This window comes from Embleya sp. L77, from assembly GCF_055557415.1.
The window spans coordinates 5,478,422-5,495,298 of the sequence record NZ_CM145709.1; the positions used below are offsets into that span (position 1 = coordinate 5,478,422).

The 16,877-nt window shown below is 71.8% G+C and carries 12 protein-coding genes; 5 read left to right on the forward strand and 7 right to left on the reverse strand.

The features are described from left to right. The first annotated feature begins 35 nt into the window (after nt 1-35). A complete protein-coding gene (locus ACZOOI_RS23485) occupies nt 36-1,223 on the forward strand; it encodes an FAD-dependent oxidoreductase (protein WP_465277668.1) in 1,188 nt (395 codons plus the stop codon). 287 nt (nt 1,224-1,510) lie between these two features. Here ACZOOI_RS23485 and ACZOOI_RS23490 read toward each other — a convergent pair whose 3' ends face one another. The 6 genes from ACZOOI_RS23490 to ACZOOI_RS23515 form a co-directional block, all read right to left on the reverse strand. Then, nucleotides 1,511-3,799, reverse strand: a complete 2,289-nt coding sequence (locus ACZOOI_RS23490; protein WP_465277669.1) for an FdhF/YdeP family oxidoreductase — start codon at nt 3,797-3,799, stop codon at nt 1,511-1,513. Nucleotides 3,800-3,888: 89 nt separating this feature from the next. Next, the gene (locus tag ACZOOI_RS23495) at nt 3,889-5,052 is read right to left on the reverse strand and encodes a globin domain-containing protein (protein ID WP_465277670.1); all 1,164 of its coding nucleotides are present in this window, start codon (nt 5,050-5,052) and stop codon (nt 3,889-3,891) included. A 230-nt stretch (nt 5,053-5,282) separates the two neighbouring features. Beyond that, complete coding sequence (locus ACZOOI_RS23500) at nt 5,283-5,477, reverse strand: hypothetical protein (protein WP_465277671.1); 195 nt, start codon at nt 5,475-5,477, stop codon at nt 5,283-5,285. 676 nt (nt 5,478-6,153) lie between these two features. Continuing rightward, entirely contained in the window at nt 6,154-8,610 is a 2,457-nt protein-coding gene (locus ACZOOI_RS23505) for a serine/threonine-protein kinase (RefSeq protein WP_465277672.1), read from the reverse strand. 302 nt (nt 8,611-8,912) lie between these two features. Continuing rightward, complete coding sequence (locus ACZOOI_RS23510; RefSeq protein WP_391587037.1) at nt 8,913-10,070, reverse strand: acyl-CoA dehydrogenase family protein; 1,158 nt, start codon at nt 10,068-10,070, stop codon at nt 8,913-8,915. Beyond that, nucleotides 10,070-11,089, reverse strand: a complete 1,020-nt coding sequence (locus ACZOOI_RS23515; RefSeq protein WP_465277673.1) for an acyl-CoA dehydrogenase family protein — start codon at nt 11,087-11,089, stop codon at nt 10,070-10,072. Before ACZOOI_RS23515 ends, ACZOOI_RS23510 begins: the two co-directional genes overlap by 1 nt. Before the next feature lie 289 nt (nt 11,090-11,378). On the opposite strand from ACZOOI_RS23515, the gene ACZOOI_RS23520 reads away from it, so the two are divergent. From ACZOOI_RS23520 to ACZOOI_RS23530, 3 genes are all read left to right on the forward strand, one after another. Continuing rightward, a complete protein-coding gene (locus ACZOOI_RS23520; protein ID WP_465277674.1) occupies nt 11,379-12,449 on the forward strand; it encodes a hypothetical protein in 1,071 nt (356 codons plus the stop codon). 406 nt (nt 12,450-12,855) lie between these two features. Continuing rightward, nucleotides 12,856-13,290, forward strand: a complete 435-nt coding sequence (locus ACZOOI_RS23525; protein WP_391587040.1) for an ATP-binding protein — start codon at nt 12,856-12,858, stop codon at nt 13,288-13,290. A gap of 468 nt (nt 13,291-13,758) precedes the next feature. After that, nucleotides 13,759-13,995 (forward strand): DUF397 domain-containing protein, encoded by a 237-nt coding sequence (locus ACZOOI_RS23530; protein ID WP_020554482.1) that lies wholly within the window; start codon nt 13,759-13,761, stop codon nt 13,993-13,995. Between the two features lie 48 nt (nt 13,996-14,043). Here the strand turns inward: ACZOOI_RS23530 and ACZOOI_RS23535 are convergent, their stop codons facing one another. Beyond that, a complete protein-coding gene (locus ACZOOI_RS23535) occupies nt 14,044-14,910 on the reverse strand; it encodes a helix-turn-helix domain-containing protein (protein WP_465277675.1) in 867 nt (288 codons plus the stop codon). A gap of 486 nt (nt 14,911-15,396) precedes the next feature. Here ACZOOI_RS23535 and ACZOOI_RS23540 point away from each other — a divergent pair, with 486 nt between their 5' ends. Continuing rightward, nucleotides 15,397-16,794 carry an SWIM zinc finger family protein gene (locus ACZOOI_RS23540; RefSeq protein WP_465277676.1) on the forward strand — a complete coding sequence of 466 codons (1,398 nt, stop codon included), beginning with the start codon at nt 15,397-15,399 and terminating at the stop codon, nt 16,792-16,794. The last annotated feature ends 83 nt before the right edge of the window (nt 16,795-16,877 follow it).

The window sequence follows — 16,877 nt, forward strand, 5'->3', positions numbered from 1 at the left end:
AACAATTCGTGCCGAATACCCGAAGGACGCACACCATGACCGTCGCCATCGTCGGAGCCGGCCCCTACGGTCTCTCGCTTGCCGCCCACCTGCGCCAACTCGGGGTGACCACACGGGTGTTCGGCGAGCCCATGGAGAGCTGGCGACGCCATATGCCGGTCGGCATGCTGCTCAAATCCCGACCGGACGCATCCTCGATCGCCGCACCGAGGCCGGGATTCGACCTGGCCTGCTACCAACGCGCCCGGGACGAACGGCCGCTGACGGGTGATCAGCCGGTGCCCCGGGAGACGTTCGCGGCCTACGGCCGCTGGTACGCCGACCGGTTGGTGCCGGGTGTGGAACGGGTGCGGATCACCGGCGTCGAACCGGCCGGACACGGCTTCGCGCTCGGCCGCGAGGACGGCACCGAGGTCGAGGTCGACGCGGTCGTGCTGGCCACCGGACTGGCCGCGCACCGCTACGTGCCGCCCGTGCTGGAACGCCTGGGCGCCGACCTGGTCTCGCACTCCGCCGAGCACCCGGACCTGGCCGAACTCGGCGCGGACCGGGACATCGTGGTGATCGGCTCGGGTCAATCCGCGCTGGAGAGCGCGGCGTTGCTGCACGAGGGCGGCGCCGCGCGGGTGCGCGTGTTCGGCCGGGCCGAGCGGGTGCGCTTCGCCGCGCCGCCCGAGCCGGGCCGGGCCCGGCGGCTCACCCCGGACTCGCCGCTGGGCGCCGGGTGGTCGGTCGCCGCCGCCGCGCGCGGACCGGCCGCCTTCCGGCTGTTGCCCGCGTGTGTGCGGGTCGATCTGGCCCGGCGCATCCTCGGCCCCTCGGCCGCGTGGTGGTTGCGGGATCGGCTGGACGGGCGGGTCCCGGTGCGGGACGCGCAGACGATCACCGGGGCCCGCCGCGAGCCGGACGGACGGGCCCGGATGTTGCTCCGGGACCGGACCGGGTACCAGCGCGAGGTGCACACGGACCATGTGCTGGCGGCGACCGGCTACCGGGTCGACCTGGCCGCGCTCGGCTTCCTCGCACCGCACGTGCGGCGGCGGATCGCCACGGTCGGCGGACTGCCCGCGCTGGACGCGGCCTTCGAGACGACCGTGCCGGGCCTGTACGTCACCGGCCCGCCGGCCGCGGCGACCTTCGGCCCGGTGGTCCGCTTCGTACACGGCACCGGCTTCGCCTCCCGCCGCCTGGCCGCCGTCCTCGCAGCCCGCTTCCAGGGCTAGCGAGCCACCGAGAACGGGCTTCGTGGCACGACCTCAAGCGCCGGACACCCCAATCCGGCCCGTCCGGCGCTTGAGGACACCCGCAGTCCGCAGCCTTCAGGCCCCGATCGAGCGGGAATCCGGCCGGTCCGGCGTTTGAGGACACCCGAGTCCGCAGCCTTCAGGCCCCGATCGAGCGGGAATCCGGCCGGTCCGGCGTTTGAGGACACCCGAGTCCGCAGCCCTCAAGCTCCGGCCGAGCAGGAATTCAGCCCGTCCGGCGCTTGAGGACAACCCCAGCCGCCGCGTCAGCGCGAGTGCTCCAGCCGGATCACGATCGACTTCGAGGTCGGCGTGTTGCTTTCGTCCGCCGTGCTGTCCAGCGGCACCAGCACGTTGGTCTCCGGGAAGTAGGCCGCACAGCAGCCCACCGCGGTGTCGTAGGACACCACCTTGAACGACGGCGCCCGGCGCTCGGTGCCGTCGCTCCACTCGCCCACCAGGTCGACCAGCGAGCCGTCCGCGATGCCGAGTGCGGCCAGGTCGGCCGGGTTCACGAAGACCACCCGGCGGCCCTGCTTGATCCCGCGATAACGGTCGTCCAGGCCGTAGATCGTGGTGTTGTACTGGTCGTGCGAGCGAACCGTCTGCAGGATCAGCCGCCCCTCGGGCACCCGCAGCACCACGAGATCGTTGCGGGAGAAGTTCGCCTTGCCGGTCGTGGTCGGGAACGTCCGCGCGTCGCGCGGCCCGTGCGGCAGGACGAAGCCGCCGGGCTCGCGCACCCGCCGATTGAAGTCGGTGAAGCCCGGGATCACCCGCTCGATGCGATCCCGGATCAGGTCGTAGTCGCGCGCGAAGTCGCGCCAGGGCACCGACACCCGATCGCCCCGCCCGCGATCACCCAGCACCCGCTCGGCGAGCCCGCAGACGATCGCCACCTCGGAGCGCAGGTGCGGCGAGGCCGGCGGCAGCTTGCCGCGCGACATGTGCACCGCGCTCATCGAGTCCTCGACGGTGACGAACTGGTCCCGCTCGGTGCGACCGAGCGTGGGCAGGATCAGCGCCCGCCGGCCGGTGACCGCATGCGAACGATTGAGCTTGGTGGACACCTGCACGGTCAGTCGGGTGGCCCGCAACGCGGCCTCGGTCGCGGCGGTGTCCGGGGTCGCCGAGACGAAGTTGCCGCCCAGCGCGACGAACACCTCGACCCGGCCGTCGCGCATCGCCCGGATCGCGTCCACCACGTCGTGCCCGTGCTCGCGCGGCGGGGCGAAGCCGAACTCCTTCTCCAGCGCGTCCAGGAACGCCGCCGAGGGCTTCTCGTAGATGCCCATCGTCCGGTCGCCCTGCACGTTGCTGTGCCCGCGCACCGGGCACACCCCGGCGCCCGGCCGCCCGACGTTGCCGCGCAGGAGCAGGAAGTTGACCACCTCGCGGATGGTCGGCACCGAGTTCTTGTGCTGGGTCAGGCCCATCGCCCAACACACCACGATTCGCCGCGAGTCGAGCACCCGCCGATGGATGCGCTCGATCTGCTCGCGGGGGAGCCCGGTCGCCTCCAGTACGTCGGCCCACGGCGTGGTCCGCACGTCCGCCGCGAACTCCTCGAAGCCGTGCGCGTATTCGTCGATGAACGCCCGATCGAGCACGGTGCCCGGCGCGGCGTCCTCGGCTTCGAGCAGCAGCCGGTTCAGCGCCCGGAACAGCGCCAGGTCGCCGTTCAGCCGGATCTGCGCGAACTCGTCGGTCAACGTGGTGCCCGAGCCGAGCATGCCGGAGACCTTCTGCGGATTCTTGAACCGCAGCAGGCCGGCCTCGGGCAACGGGTTGACCGCCACGATCGAGGCGCCCGCCTGCTTGGCCTTCTCCAGCGCGGACAACATCCGCGGGTGGTTGGTGCCCGGGTTCTGGCCCACCACGAAGATCAGGTCGGCCTGATACAGGTCCTCCAGCGACACGCTGCCCTTGCCGACCCCGAGCGTCTGGGTCAGCGCCGAGCCACTCGACTCGTGACACATGTTGGAGCAGTCCGGCAGGTTGTTCGTGCCGAACGCGCGCACGAACAACTGGTACACGAACGCGGCCTCGTTGCCGGTGCGGCCGGACGTGTAGAACGCCGCCCGATCCGGCGAGTCCAGCGCCGTCAACTCCTCGGCGACCACCCCGAACGCGTCCTCCCACGAGATCGGCGCGTAGTGCGTGGCGCCCTCGGCGAGGTACATCGGCTCGGTCAGCCGGCCCTGCTGGCCCAGCCAGTAGTCCGACTTTTCGGCCAATTCGGCGACCGGGTGCGCGGCGAAGAAGTCCGCGCCCACCCGGCGCACGGTGGCCTCCTCGGCGACCGCCTTCGCGCCGTTCTCGCAGAACTCGGCGATGCTGCGATGGTCCGGCTCCGGCCACGCGCACCCGGGGCAGTCGAAGCCCTGCTTCTGGTTGACCTGAACCAGGGTCAGCAGGCTGCGCTTGACCCCCATCTGGCGGCCGGCGTGGCGCAGCGACCAGGCGACGGCCGGCAGTCCGGCCGCGTACTCCTTGGGCGGGCCGACCACGAGGCCCTCGTCGCCGACGTCGTCCACGGGCGGCTTGCTGACCATGCGGGCGCTCCTGCTGCTGTTCGAACCGGTCGCTCGGACGCGACCCTGGTGCCCCGTACGTTACGCCCCCACGGTCGGATGTCCGCAGCTCAGCAGCCCTGGAGCAGCCGCGGACCCTGGGCGATCTCGTCCAGACTCTCGGTGTGCAGCCGCTGCGGGGCGACGCCCAACTCGCCGGTCAGCCGGTGTGCGGTGGCCCGAACCATCGCCGCCGACCCGCTGACGAACACGTCGTGGTCGTGCCAGTGGCCGTACCGGGCCAGTACGTCGGGCAGTGCGCCCCGATCACCGGCGAACGAGTGGTCGTGGGTGACGGCCGGGATCACGTTCAGCCACGGGTACACCTCCGCCATCGCGGACAGCGCGTTCAGGTCGTACAGGTCCACCCCGTACTTCGCGCCGATGAACACGTGCGCCCGGTTGGCCAACTGCCGCTGCGCCATGTGCTGGACCAGCGCCTTGATCGGCGCCAGACCGGTCCCGGAGGCGACGCACAACGTGCGGCGCAGCGTCTCGCCGCGCAGCACCAGGCCACCGCGTGCGGGCCCGAGCCGGATGTGGTCGCCGACCCGGGCACGGTGCACCAGCGCGTTGCTCACCCAACCCGCGGGCACCGCGCGCACGTGCAGTTCGAGCCGGCCGTCCACACGCGGGGCGTTGGCGATCGAGTAGTGCCGCCACACCCTCGGCCACCACGGGGTCTCCACCGTGACGTGCTGGCCGGGGTGATAGGGCAGCGGGTGATCCGGCTGCACGGTGATCACCGCGATGTCCCGCCCGCGCGGCTCGTGGCCGGTGATCACCGCGTCCCACCAGGGCGGGGCCTCCTCGGCGTCGTCCGCGGCGGCCTCGATCATCACCGCCGCCGCCCACGTGTACACCTCCAGCCAGGCGGCCTGGAGTTCGGGTGTCCAGCGGGCGCCCAGGTAGCGGGCCAGTGCGCCGATCAGCGCGGAGCCGACCGCGTCGTAGTGCTCGTCGAGTACGCCGTACTTGCGGTGGTCCCGGCCCAACTGGCGCAGGAAGCGGCGCAACTCGTGCGGTTCGTCGCCGCCCGTGCCCAGCCGCAGCAGCGCGGCGAGCAGTCGGTCGCGCTGGAGATCCATGGCCGGCGGGAACAGATCGCGCAGGTCGGGCCGGCGCAGGAAGAGCAGGGCGTAGAAGTGCGAGACCAGATCGTGCGCGGCGGGAGCGACGGCGGTGAGGCTGCCGCGAAGCAGATCGGCCCGGGAGGGATCGGGACTTCCGGACATGACGGACCGCATCCTCGTGTGCTCGGAGAGCGACTCGACGGCGGGACATGTACTGCCGAATCCGGAAACCGCCGGTCACCCGAAGGGGAAGTGACCCGACGGTAGGCGGCGGTGCGATCGCGGAGGGTGGGTAATGCGGGAAGCCCGCCGCGGTGCACCGCGGCGGGCTTACGCTTGAGGATTTCTTGCGCCGTGTGGGTGACACGGGGCGGCGGGTTACCCGGCCGGGATCAGAGCCGGGTGTCCTTGTCGAAGGTGGCACCGATCACGGCGTCCGCGCTGCGCTCGGCCCCGTCCGGGGCGAGCCCCTTCGCCGACACCGCCACCGCCCCGCCCCACACGCCGACCACGCCGGGCTTGTCCGCACTGCGGCCGGGCATCGGGAACGCGCCCGGATCGCGCGCCGTCTCGGGGGAGGAGCGCAACAGTTCCGGGAAGATCCAGTCGGGCGCTCTCGCCGGAGGGCGGCTCCGGGGTGGGCGGGGACGGGGGCGGCGGCGCCGATGTGGTCGGCTTCGGCGCGGGGGTGGGCGCGGCGGCCTTGTCGTCGCCGCGCGTGAGCAACCACGCGGCGACACCGCCACCGGCCGCGACGACCGCCGCGACCGAACCGGCCACGATCATCTTGCCCCGGGACGAACCGCCGCCGGGCGGCGGCGGGGCGGGTCCGCAGCCCGGCGGGGGCGGCACGTTCGGGTACTGCGGCGGGCCGGCCGGATACCGCTGCGGCGCACCGCCGGGACAGGGCCCGGTGCACCGCCCGGGTACTGCTGCTGCGGGGGCCCGCCCTGATGGTGCGGCTGCGGCATATCGCCCGGGCGTTGCTGCGGCGGCACACCGCCCGGGTCTTGCTGTCGCCGCCCGGCCGGGTGCTGCGCAGGCGATCCGTCCACGGGCTGCGGGGGTGGCGGCACGGCCATCGGCGCATGGGTGGGCCGAGGGGGTGGGTAGGCCGATGCGCCGTCCTCCGATGTCACCTGCTCTGCCGACGCCCGCGGGTCGTCGTTCCACGACGGCACTGTGCGGCTCCTTCGATCGGCGGGATGTGGAACTTGCCCAAACCCTGGGTGTACTGCCCACCCGCCTCGGTCGGGAGATCCGTCAAGCCGGCGACACACCGAACTCGCGGGCCACGATCGTGTTCGCCGCGGCCGCCGCGGCCAGCGGATCGGCGCCGGCCAAGGTCTGCTTGGAAAGCTCGGTCAGCGGGCGCTCGGACCAGCCGGGGGCGACCGGAAACGCCCGCCCGCCCACCGGCAGCGCGGCGATCGAGGCCGGGATCATCGGATTGTCCGGCGGCACCGCCCGGTCCAGGCCGGTGCGCACCGGGACCAGCCGGCCGTCGGTCGCGATCCGTGAGCGCCAGCGCTCGGTGGCGATCAGCGCGAGCAGGTCCATCGCGGCCTCCTTGAACAGGCTGCCGGCGGACACCGCGAGCACCGTGCCGCGCACTCCGACGGCGGCCGGTTTGCCGCCCGTCCGGCCCGGGATCGGGAACGCGCCCAGCACCGCGCGCAGCGCCGGATTGGCCGTCACCACCGCGTCGTACAGCGCCGAGTCGGCGATCGCGGACGCGACGTTGCCCTTGGCCACCCGGGTGACGATCGACGGGTCGTCGTTGCCCACGCCGATCGCGTCCGGCGCGTAGGACTGCAGGTGACGGAAGAACCTGGCCCCCTCGACCGAGCCGGGCAGGTCGAGCGTGCCGCGCCACGCGTCGCCCTCCTGGACGGCGATCGTGCCGTCGTCCTCCCACACGCACGAGGCCAGGATCGGCCACGCGCCGCCGGGTACGTACAGCGCGCGGTAGTCGGGGTTGCTCGCGTTGGCCAGGCGCAACTTCTCCAGGTCCGCGACCCAGGTCACCCGGTCGGTGGGCACGCCCACCTGAGCGGCCTGGAACAGCCCCCGGTCGTACAGCACCACCGGCACGTTGGCGGCCAGCGGCAGCGCCATGATCCGGCCGGCGGAGGTGACCGAGGCGCGCACGGCGGGGAACCAGGTGTTGGTGTCGAAGCGGCTCTGATGCGGCGTCAGGTCCATGATCAGGTCGGCCGCCTTGAACCGGGCCACGGCCGACAGGTCCAACTCGAACACGTCCGGCCCGCGCCCGGCGCGCAACGCCTGTTCCAGGGCCTGGGTGTAGCCGGCCCTGGACTGGAGCCGGCTGCCCAGCCGGATCCCCGCGCCGCGCTTCCCGAACTCCAGGCCCAAGTCGCCGAGCAGCGCGGTGGGCACCAGGTTCTCGGTGGTCCACACGGTCAGTTCCTGCACCGAGGAGGGCGTGCTCGGGCCGGCCGAGGCGACCGGCGTCGGCGGCGGCACGGGCGGCTTCGGCGCGGCCTTGGGCGAGTCGCCGCCTCGGCTCAGCGCCCAGGCCGCCACCGCGCCGCCGAGCACCGCGGCGCCGGCCGCGACCGCCAGGAAGCCGCGGCGGGGCTTGCCCCGGGGGCCGGACCGGTGGGCGTGGGAGGGGGCATCCGGCCGGGCGGACGGCGCGGTGCCCTCGGGCGCGGCCGGCGGCTCCGCCGGGGTCGCGGCCTCGGTCGGGATCGGCGCCGGAGTCGGTGTCGGGGCGGGTTCGGCGCCGGCCGCGGGCGTGGGCGCGCTGCCGGGTGGCGGGGCCGGTACCGTGCCCGGCGCGTACGGCTCGCTGCCGGGCATCGGCTCGGGCGGCTCCCACGGGTTGGCCACCCGTTCGGCCACCCACGCGGCGGCTGCCGCGGGCAGCCAGGTCGGCCCGGGGGTGCCGGCCGCGACCCGCACCATCTCCTCCGGCGCGGGCCGGAGGGCGGGGTCCTTGACCAGGCACGCGGCGATCAGGGTGCGCAACGACGCGGGTACGTCGCCGAGTTCGGGGTCACCCTCGGCGACCCGATCGGCTACCGAGCCGGCCGCGCCGCCTCGGTCGAACGGGCCCGCGCCGGTCGCGGCGAACGCGAGCACGGACCCGAGCGAGAACACGTCGCTCGGCGGACCCACCGTCAGATCCCGGACCTGCTCCGGCGAACGGAAACCGGGGGAGTCGAGCACGGTGCCGATCACCACGCCGTCGGCGGTCACCGACGAGCCGGCCGACCCGTGTGCGATCCCCAGCCCGGGCAACCAGGGCCCGTCCGGGCCGAGCAGCACCGAACTCGGGTCCAGGCCGCCGTGGTGCAGCCCGAGGGCGTGCAACCGACCCAGGGCGGCGGCGAGTTCGCCGGCGAGCACGCGCAGCGAATGGCCGGGCAGCGGGCCGTGCCGGCGCACCGTCTCCGCCAGAGTCGGGCCCGGGATGTGCGTGGTGGCGTACCAGAGCTGGCGCCCGGTGACGTCGGCGTCCAGGATCACCGCCGTGCCCAGGCCGGGCAACCGCCGGGCGGCGTCCACCTCTTCGCCGAAACGGGCCCGGAAGGCGGGATCACGCCCGAGGTCGGCCCGGATCACCCGCACGACGACGGGTGTGTCGTCGGGCGCGGCCCCCAGATAGGTCCGAGCCGTGGTCCCTTCGCCGAGCCGGCTCACCAGTCGGTAGGCGCCAACGCTCGAAGGGTCCTCGTCGTGCAGCGGCCGCATGGCAGAAACTCCGTTTCGCTCACCGGTGTGAACGGTGCCGAAGTCTGCCATGAAGCGGCCCGCGATCCGGCCACCCGTTCGGCCGCCCGCCATCCGAGTCCGTCATATCGGTGGACGCCGGGCATCGCACCGCCGGGACACGCCCCCCGACACCCGAGATCCGCCGGCCCCGGCCCCGGGCGAGTCCTCGATCCCGCGCCGCGGTGTCCGGCGCGGGACCGAGGACACGCCCCCGGTGCCGGGCACCGGGAACCGGAGAACGTTTTCCGGCCGCGACCCCACCAGGATCCGCCGGACAGGCCCTAGCGAGCCCGCGGCAGCCCCAATCGGTGCTCGGCGATGTTGTTGCGCTGGATCTCGCTGGTGCCGCCGTAGATCGTGGTCACCGGAGCGTCCCGGGCGGCATGGTCGACGAACCACGCGTCGCCGGGCTCGCCGAGCAGTCCTTCGGGCCCGGCCATGTCCAGGCATGCCTCGGCGGCGCGGTTGTACGCCTCGCTCGCGAACAACTTCGCGATCGAGCCCTCGGTCGTCGGCAGCCCGCCCGCGCTCGCGATCAGCGCCGGTCGCAGGGCCAGCAGCCCGGTGATCTCGTTGTCGATCGCGATTCGGGCCAGCCGCTTGCGCACCGAGGTGTCGTCCATCGCCCCGGTCTCGGCCGCCCACCGGGTGAACCGCCGCAGCAGCGACACACCCTGGTTCATGTTGCCGAACACGCCGCGCTCGTACGCCAGCGCCACCTTCATCACGCCCCACCCGCCGTCGATCTCGCCCAGCCGCCAGCGGTCGGGCACCCGGACGTCGGTGAAGTAGGTGATGTTGGTACGGTCTCCGCCCATCGTCTCGACCGGCTGGAAGGAGATGCCCGGCAGGTCCATCGGCACCAGGAACATGGTCAGTCCGCGATGCTTGGCCACGTCCGGGTCGGTGCGGGTCAACAGGATCACGTAACCGGCCTCGTGCACGAGCGTGGTGAACATCTTCTGCCCGTTCACCAGCCACACCGGCTCGTCCTCGGGATGGCCCAGGACGCGCTCCGCGCGGGTGGCCGCCGCGGCCACGTCCGAGCCCGATCCCGGCTCGCTGTAGCCGAGTGCCGCGATCGCCTCGCCGCGGTGGAACCGGGGCAACACCTCGGCCAGATGGAACGCGCTGCCGATCTGTTCGACGATGCCCGCCACCAGCATCGTGTTGGCCAGCCCGAAGAACGGTGCGTCGGCCAGCCCGAGTTCGTCGAACAGGACGTACAACTCCAACGGATCGCGGCCGGTGCTGCGCCCGGGGCCGGCCATGCCCTCGGCGATCACCCCGGTCGCGGCGAGCGCGCGATGGAACTCCCAGTCGTGGAACGTGCCGGTGCGCCGGGCCCGCTCGACCATGTCCTCGGTCAGGTGCTCCGCGACGAACGCCCGGATCCAGCGCCGGAACTCCTCCACCGATTCCTTCGGTCGAAAGTCCATCAGATGCTCCCCACGGGTCCGAAGAGGTCGTCGGCCAACCGCTGGTACTCCTCGTCCGGGTCACCCAGGACCAGCGGCCAACCCCGCGCACGGCGGAAGTAGAGCTGGATGTCGTATTCCAGGGTCACCCCGTATCCGCCGTGGAAGTGCACCGCGCGATACGTCGTGGTGCGGGCCACCTCGCTCGCGGCCAGGAACGCCATCACCGCGAGCCGGCCGGCCTCCGCGGGATCGCCCTCGTCGGCGCACCACGCGGCCCGCGCGGCCAGCAGTCGGATCCCGTCCACCGGCCCGACCAGGTCGGCCAGCCCCTGCTGGATCGCCTGGAACGCGCCGATCGGCTTGCCGAACTGCTCGCGCTCCAGCGTGTACGCCACCGCCAGCTCCAACGCCCGCTCGGCCAGTCCGGCCAGTGTGGCCGCCGTATACAACTGCCACTCGCGGCGCAGGATCGCGAAACGCCGTGCCGCCTCGTCCCCGCGGGCCAGCACCACCCGACCACCGCGGTCGTCGCGCACGTAGCGGTCGGCGAGCGGCGCGCACGCGTGGTTGACCGGTGCGGTCGTCGGCGGTTCGCCGCGCACGGCGACCAGTTCGTCCTCGTCCAGGGCCACCACGACGTGCGCGACCGCGCCGCCGGGCACCAGGCGGGCCAGTCCGTCCACGGTCGGCCGCAGCGCGGGCGCCGCGATCACCGTGCCCTCGGCCGCCTCCGCGCACCACGGTGTGTCGATCAGCAGCGGGGACGCGGCCAGGTGCCCGCTCAGCGGCACGGGTGCCAGGACCCGGCCGGCCTCGTGCAGCAGCGGGGTCAGATCCGAGTGGCCGGCTCCACCACCGCCGGCCCGTTCGGGCAGCGCCATGCCGGGCGCGCCCATCGCGGCGAGCCGCCGCCACAGGTCCGCCGCGAATCCCAGCGGCTCGGCCGCGCGGACCACGGAAATGGGGCATCGGTCCGCGAAGAACTCCGAAAAGGCGGCTCGTACCGCCTTTTGATCTTCCGTCGGTTCAAGATCCACCGGCGACCTCCGTTCACACCTCGCCGCTCGCACGAGCCGGCCGGCGCAAACGTAGCCCCTGGCGGTGGCGTGATCCATGGCATCGCCCGGCCGGGCGGGCGATGTGCCGGAGATCTCGATCCCATGACATTACTTGCCAGTAGCTGACTGGCGGGTTGCTCTTTGCGAGGATCGGCTGCCCGAGTGACAAACAACGAGAACAGGTGCTTTCCGCCGTGCGGGTCCGGGGCGATCGAGCCGATCACCCATACGATCCGAGGAATAACGGAAAGCGAAGGGAGAACCCGCTGTGCGTGCATACCGCCACGTGGCGCTGGTGCTGATCGCCCTGCTGGGTGCGGCCCTGATCATCTTCCCGCTGGCCGCCGGCCTGCCGAAGAAGACGCAGGCTGTCGACGATCTGACCAACGACTTCCGCCCAGCCTTCACCCCGGCCGCGATCGCGCAGAGCCGGACCGATCTGGACACGATGAACCAGATGCTCGCGCAGCTCCAGGCGGAGACGCTGCCGGGCCTGGCGAAGCAGGCCGGGATCGAGACGCCGGCGCTGATCAACCTGATGGGCGTGACCGCACCCGAGGTGGGCAAGGGGCTCAAGGAACTGCCCACGATCATGCCCCGGTTCAACAAGCTCGCGGGCACCATGGACGCGCAGGCCGGCAACTTCCGCCAGGCCGACGACATCCCGACGGCGGACGCACCCAACACCGCGGTCACCTATCTCTATCTGGTGCCGGGCATCGTGTTGCTCGTGGTCGGCGCGGGCGGCCTGCTGTTCTCCCTGATCGGCAACCGGCTCGTGCTGAGCACGGTGTGCCTGTCGCTGGCGGCGGTGGTCGGTCTGGGCATGGTGATCGGCGTCTTCGCCACCGGGGTGATCGGCAAGACCAAGGCGTCCGAGAAGATGTTCACCGCGTTCCGGCCCACCTTCACCGACGCCGGATACCAGCAGGCGCACAACGACCTGGACACGCTGGGCAAGATGGCGGCCGGGATGAAGACCAAGTCGCTTCCGTCGATGGCCGCGCTGCTGCGCAAGCCCCTTCCGCAGTTCACCGCCGAACTGTCCACGCAGTACCCCAAGGTCGGCAAGGGCCTGGTCGAGACGGACCGCATCCTGGCCAAGTTCAACGCCCTGGTGGAGAACATCGGCGCGAACATCGACACCTTCAAGGACGCGGACAGCATTCCGGACGAGGACACCGAGGTCTCGGTCATGCCGTGGCTGCTGTTCGGTCCCGGTCTGGCGGTCTTCCTGCTCGCCGGTGCCGCCCTGGTGATCCAATTCACAGGTCGCGGCAACGACACGCCCGACCCGGCTCGGGAGGCCCCCAGGGAGCCGTCGGGCGCCTCGGCCTGAGTGCTCGATCGGGCACGGTCGGGAGTCGACCGGCCACCGCGTGCGTAGCTTGTCCGGATTATTCCCGAGGTATGGCCAAAAGAAGGAAAAGCCCGGTTCCCTGATATGTCCGGGAACCGGGCGGAAAGCGTCTCTTGGTCGATCGAAATGCACGTGCATCGGCGCGGTGCAGACGCAGAAATCGTCGATGCACGTGCATCCGGTCTTGCAGTTGGGGTCGGCATCCTCATAATGAAGTGTGTGCATGTGCACGCGCATGTGCATGGACGCTCTGTGAGGCGAGTCCTCTGGCGGCGTTCCCAACAGGCCGGGGACCAGTACCCGCTCGGAGGCACGGATGACCGTCGCGAGTCCCGCAGGGTTCCGGACGTCGACGTTTCAGTGGATGGAGCCTCTGGCCGGGGATATGGGCCCAACATCCGATATCGCGATACAAGCCCTCGCCGCCCGCCGCGAGTCGGTCAAGGCCGCTCGGGACTTCACCCAGTCGGTGCTCGCCGGCTGGGGCGCGGCGTGCCTGGAGGACGACCTCGCACTGGTCGTGTCCGAGCTGGTCACCAACGCGCTGTGTCACGGCCTCGGCGCCGGCCGCGATGATGCGGGCGATGTCGCGCACAACATCCAACTCGCGCTCCTGCGCAAGGGTGAGCGAGTGATGTGTGCGGTTCAGGATCCCGGCGAGAGCCTCCCGGAGACCCAGGCCGGCGGCGAGGACGAGGAATCCGGTCGTGGCCTGTATCTGGTCGGCTGCTTCAGCGACTCGTGGGGCTGGTTCCCGCTCGACGGGATGGGCCGACGCACCGGGAAGGTCGTCTGGGCGATGTTCGAGATACCGGCCTGACAAACACGTTCCGCAATGCATGGACCGCATGGCGTCGCGGTGTTCGCGTTGCAGCTTTGCGGAGAGTTCTAATTCACATTCGGTAGCGGCAACCGAATCCGGTGCGGACCGAATCCAGCGGTATCCGGTGCAGCGGTATTCGAGTTAGGGCCACGAAGCGTTTACCCGTCGATCCGTCGACGGGTTTTCTGCATTCTTACGCCCGTTTCGTCCCCCACCGCTTAAGCAGCTTTTACGCTTCCTTTGAAACCTTGAGGAATGCATGAGCCCTCCCGTGTGAGTGAAGTCGGGCTGCGCTATCATCACCGTTGTACGCTGCATATGCATGGTCAGATGCACGTGCATGCGTAAGTCGGACCGGTTCTGGAAGAAATTGCGACGGACCGGGACGAAGGAACGACACGTGCCGCAACCGGGGGGCGGGCGACCGCCGTCGGGTCGCTCGGCGAGAGGTCCAGGAGAAGCGTCATGCAGGCAACGCACAACGGGGTATCGGCGACCGCGCTCGACGGGGTCACCTGGCAGAAGAGTCGCCGTAGCAACTCGCAAGGCAATTGCGTCGAAATGGCGGCGTTGCCGGACGGCGACGTCGCGGTGCGCAATTCGCGCCACCCCGACGGGCCGGCGTTGATCTATACGCGCGCCGAGATCGAGGCGCTCATCCTCGGGGTCAAGGACGGGGACTTCGACAACCTGCTCGCGTGAAAGCCCGCCCGGGACGCTCCGCCCGGGTGGGTCCACACGCGACCCGGGTCAGTTCTCCTTCAGGATCCGCTGAAGCAGATCCACACTCTTGTCCGGCGGCATGCCGTCCACGCTCAACCGGTCCATGACCTCGGTGTACGCGTCGACCTCGTCGCGCTTGTCCAGATAGAGCGCGCTCGTGAGCTGCTCCAGGTAGACCACGTCCGGCAGGTCGCTCTCCGGGAAGCGCAACAGCAGGAACGGGCCGCCCTCGGCCGCGTGCGCGCCGAACCGGAACGGCATGATCTGGATCGTGACGTTCGGCAGGGCGGCCATCTCGATCAGGTGCCGGACCTGATCGCGCATCACGTCCCGACCGCCGATCGGCCGCCGCAGCGCCGCCTCGTCCAGCACGACCCACAACCTGGGCGGCTTGTCGCGGTACAGGATCGACTGCCGCTGCATCCGCAGGCCCACCCGGCGGTCGACCTCGGCCGCCGACGCGGAGGGCTGACCGGCGATCACCACGGCCCGCGCGTACTCCGGCGTCTGGAGCAGGCCGGGCACGAACTGCACCTCGTAGGTGCGGATCACCGAGGCGGCCTCCTCCAGGCCCACGTAGACCTGGAACCAACTCGGCAGGATGTCGTTGTAGTTGTGCCACCAGCCCTGGGCGTTCGCCTCCGCCGCGAGGCCCAGGAGCGCCGCCCGCTCGGTCTCGTCGCCGACGCCGTACATCGTGAGGAGATCAGCCACGTCGCGCTCCTTGAAGCTGACGCGCCCCAGTTCCATTCGACTGATCTTCGATTCGGAGGCGCGGATCTCGTATCCGGCCTCCTCCCGCGAAATCCCCTTCGCTTCGTGCAGACGGCGAAGCTGGGAACCGAGGAGAATACGGCGAACCGTCGAGCCGCTCCCCGGCTGCGTTGCGGGCATCTGCTACCTCCGGCTGAATGGACCAGCGCATAGTATGCCGGCGCGTTGCCACGCGTCCTCGGATCATGGTTACAACAGCACTCTCTTGACGATGTGCCACCACCCACCCGAGTCGTCCACGTGCCGCAGTTTCGCTGCTCATGTTCGGGCCCCGGGCCCCAGCCGCCCATGCTCGCACAGGTGATACCACCTAATCGATGCCGCGGCACGCCGAATCCCCCTCTACCATCGGGTAATCCGGATGTTTCCGACGAACGAACGAGCCGATGGGCACGCTACGCGCGCACCTCGTGACTCGTGTCGCATCCGCCGCCGCGCGGGCGACCCGGGGAGCGCCGGAACCCGCCACCGGCCGGACGGACGCCCGGCGCCCCGAAGTCGGTGGCGCAGGCCCTCCGCACGCGTCCCGGTCCGGGCGGGCGATCGGCCGAACAGGCGCCGTCCCGGGCCGACTCCGCTGTCGGACGGGGTGTCTACGTTTTCCGCATGTCCTCCCCGGTGCACTCCTTCACTTACCTGCGGTCGTCCACCCTGGCCGCCACCGACGGCGAACGCTCGCTCGGCCTGCAGACCTGCGGCGGCCTGAGTTCGCACGGCCTGAACCCCTTCCCGCGCTTCTTCGACGGCTTCCTTACCGCCCCGGAGGCAGCCGCGGGCGGGCTGCTCGCGGTCGCCGACGTCGCGGCGGCCCGCTACCACCAGCCGATGCGGCCGGGCCTGCTCGACCCGGTGGTCACCGGCAACGGCGACCGCCTGCGTTTCGAGTCCTTCTCCGCCTGTTGCGGCGTGCACGCCCGGCTGGACGTCCTGCCCGCCGGCATCGACGGCGAGATGTTCGGCACCGGCACCACCAATGTGGACGTCAACGCGCCGCTGCGCGAGGCGCTGGCGAAGGTCGGCGGCGCCGATCCGCTGCACCTGGCGGTCGGGCCCGACGACGTCACCGTCACCACGTTCGACGGACCGATCGTGGAGAAGAAGGTCCCGCTGCCCGAGCGCTGGTTGCGCGGATTCGCCGAAGTCCAGGTGATCTCGGCCGGGTTCGACCTGCGCGCCGAGCTTGCGGCGGGTGAGGCGGTGCGCTTCCTGCGTGCGCTGCCACGCGGCGCCAGGCAGCCGCTGTGGGCGGTCCCGGCCGGGCGCTCGCTGCGGCTGACCGCCCGCCCGCTGCCCGGCGCGGTGTGCCTGCCCGGCCCGGACCGGCTCCAGGCGCTGACCCGGCTGCTGCGCCACGCCCTCGCGCTGCGCGTGTACGGACCCGCCGTGCACGCCCGCAGCACCGCGGTGTCCTCCGCCTGGGAGATCGAACTGCCGGGCATGCGGCTGACCCTGACCCTCTCGCCGGACCCGGCGCGGGGCTTCTCCGGCGAGGGCGCGGTGCTCACCGGCCTGGCCGCCGACTCCGGCGCCGCGGACGCCGACCTGATCTCGGCGCTGCTGGCCTGGGAACCCCGGGTCGAGGTGGGCGAGTTGGCCGCCCGCTCCGGGCTCGCCGCCGACCGGGTGCGGGCCGCACTGGTCCGGCTGGGCACCGGCGGCCGGATCGGCTACGACGTCGCCGAGGCGGCCTACTACCACCGCGAGCTCCCCTATGACACCGGCAGCGTGGAGCGGATGAACCCGCGCCTGCGGGACGCCCACGCCCTGGTGGCCGCCGGCGCCGTGACACTGACCGGGACCGGTGAGAGCGCGAGCGTGCGCAGCGGCGACCACACCTACGGCCTGCGACTGGCCGGGGCGGGCAGTTGCACGTGCCAGTGGTGGGCCGAGTACCGCGGCGGACGCGGGCCCTGCAAGCATCTGCTCGCCACGCAGATCGTGCGCGGGCGGGCCGCCGTCGACCCGGCCGCGACGGCCCCCGCAGCGCAGGAGGCGAACCGATGACCGGGACCGAACCGACGACCGGGACCGAACCGAGGACGACCGGGAGCCAAGCTCCCGCCGGGACCGAACCGCCGGCCCGGCCA